Origin of the sequence: Pseudomonas sp. FSL R10-1339, assembly GCF_009600545.1 — a bacterium.
Classification (GTDB): Bacteria; Pseudomonadota; Gammaproteobacteria; order Pseudomonadales; family Pseudomonadaceae; genus Aquipseudomonas; species Aquipseudomonas bubulae.
On record NZ_WIVQ01000207.1, the window covers coordinates 1 to 1,779 of the forward strand.

The 1,779-nt window shown below is 55.3% G+C and carries 4 protein-coding genes; 2 read left to right on the forward strand and 2 right to left on the reverse strand.

All coding sequences use genetic code 11. From position 1 onward, the window contains the following. The first annotated feature begins 136 nt into the window (after positions 1-136). Positions 137-751: a recombinase family protein gene (locus GHO03_RS24360; protein WP_153400675.1), complete on the forward strand. Its 615-nt coding sequence runs from the start codon at positions 137-139 to the stop codon at positions 749-751. A gap of 20 nt (positions 752-771) precedes the next feature. Here GHO03_RS24360 and GHO03_RS24365 read toward each other — a convergent pair whose 3' ends face one another. Together GHO03_RS24365 and GHO03_RS24370 are read right to left on the reverse strand one after the other, a co-directional pair. Next, positions 772-1,044, reverse strand: coding sequence for a type II toxin-antitoxin system RelE/ParE family toxin (locus GHO03_RS24365; RefSeq protein ID WP_153400676.1), 273 nt, complete (start codon positions 1,042-1,044; stop codon positions 772-774). Further along, the gene (locus GHO03_RS24370; protein WP_153400677.1) at positions 1,041-1,259 is read right to left on the reverse strand and encodes a hypothetical protein; all 219 of its coding nucleotides are present in this window, start codon (positions 1,257-1,259) and stop codon (positions 1,041-1,043) included. Before GHO03_RS24370 ends, GHO03_RS24365 begins: the two co-directional genes overlap by 4 nt. Positions 1,260-1,561: 302 nt before the next feature. Here GHO03_RS24370 and GHO03_RS24375 point away from each other — a divergent pair. After that, positions 1,562-1,779 (forward strand): ParA family protein (locus GHO03_RS24375; protein ID WP_178110375.1); only part of this gene is annotated, 218 nt, incomplete at its 3' end.

Here is a 1,779-nt window from a genome sequence, read left to right on the forward strand (position 1 = left end):
TGTTGTGTGTCTAGAGTCGCGCATGTCCTAAGTTATGCGACAAATCGTCAGCTCCCAGCCTGGCTGGTGGCAGGCTGTCGCGTTTGTCTGTCGCGCAATGGCATGATGTAGCGACCATAACCTGCGACGACCAATCATGCGCGACGACAACGACCCCGGCACCCTCGATCTCATCACAGGCGGGCTTATGCTGGGCTATGCCCGTGTGAGCACCGACGATCAGGATCTCACTCAGCAGCGCGATCATTTGCGTGCAGCCGGCTGCAACAAGCTGTTTGCTGAAAAGGTATCAGGGGCCCGTCGAGTGCGTCCGGAGCTGGATAGGATGCTCGATCATCTGCGTCCTGGTGATGTGGTCACTGTCACCCGGTTGGATCGACTGGCGCGCAGCACGCGCGACCTGCTGGATATTGCTGAGCGGATTCGTGGTTGCGGTGCTGGCCTGCGTAGTCTGGCTGAGCCGTGGGCGGATACCACGTCACCGGCAGGCCGCATGGTGATGACTGTGTTTGCAGGTATCGCCGAGTTTGAGCGCAGTTTGATCCTGGAGCGTACCCGTACGGGCCGCGAGGCAGCCAAAGCGCGAGGTGTTCAGTTCGGTCCCCGCCCTACCCTAACTAAGGCCCAGGTCGAGCACGGCCGCCGTCTAATTGATCAAGATGGTTTCACCGTAAAAGCGGCAGCGGAGCTACTGGGCGTGCATCGTTCAACGCTCTATCGAGCGCTGGATAAAATGGCGGGAAGAGCATGATGGCCGACTGTGATGCCGACTTATTTTTTCAGGTCGCGATAGAAGTTTTCATGGCTGCCAAGCTTTAACAGGTACAGGGTCACTGTATCTCCGTCGTACTCGTACCCAAGCAAGGTGAGCTGTTTATTTAGCTTGAACTTGTACACGCGGATACCTGCCAAATCAGCCACCTTAGCGTCACCCAATAACGGGTTAGCCATGATGGCTTTGACTGCCTCGTCCAGTTCAGCCTTCAGCTGCTTCGGCAGTTTTTTCACCGCACGAGCAAACTCGTTGGCCTGTATGACCTTCATCCGAAGGTGTACTCGGTCGCGTCACCCGCCTTCACTTGGGCTCTGGCCTGCAAAAGACCAACGATGAATTCATATGGCAGTTCGGGGTTTTGCTCTGCAATGCGACCGAGGGTGGCCCAGTGCTCAATTTGTTTGGGGGTTGAGCGATGCGCGGCGGAAGCATAAATGCGGGCCGTTTCAACGAGGGCGCTGTCGAGCTTGATGGCGGTGCTCATGAGGAATCCATATTGTGTGGGCTTGGTTTCATTTTACAACCTTTTGCAACCTCAGCAAAGGTGTTGCCCGGCTGAATCATTCGCTAGGGAAGCTGATGGCGATGCGGCGGTAGTTCGCGGGGTTGAGGCGTCTACGAAACTAGGGGCGATTCATCAGCGCGCGCAGTACGCTAAAAATTGGTAAAGCCCCGAAAGGGGGAGGATGCGAGCGTAAAACAATTATGAATTCATAATTGTTTTTTATGATATATGATGTGGCGAGGCTGCGCGGCCTTGTTAATTCACAATTAGGAATTATGAGTATGATAGTTGTCGTTGGCTGCAATAAAGGCGGTGCTGGGAAAACCACTACATGCGTCAACTTGGCTGTCGCGCTGGCCCGTCGTGGCTCCGATGTTTGCCTGGTCGACGCCGACCCACAGCGCTCGGCCTCTAAGTGGTATGCCGAGCGCGAAGCTGCGGGGCTGACGCCTTCTCTTACTCTCATTGAAAAAAGAGACAACATCACAGCGACTCTCAA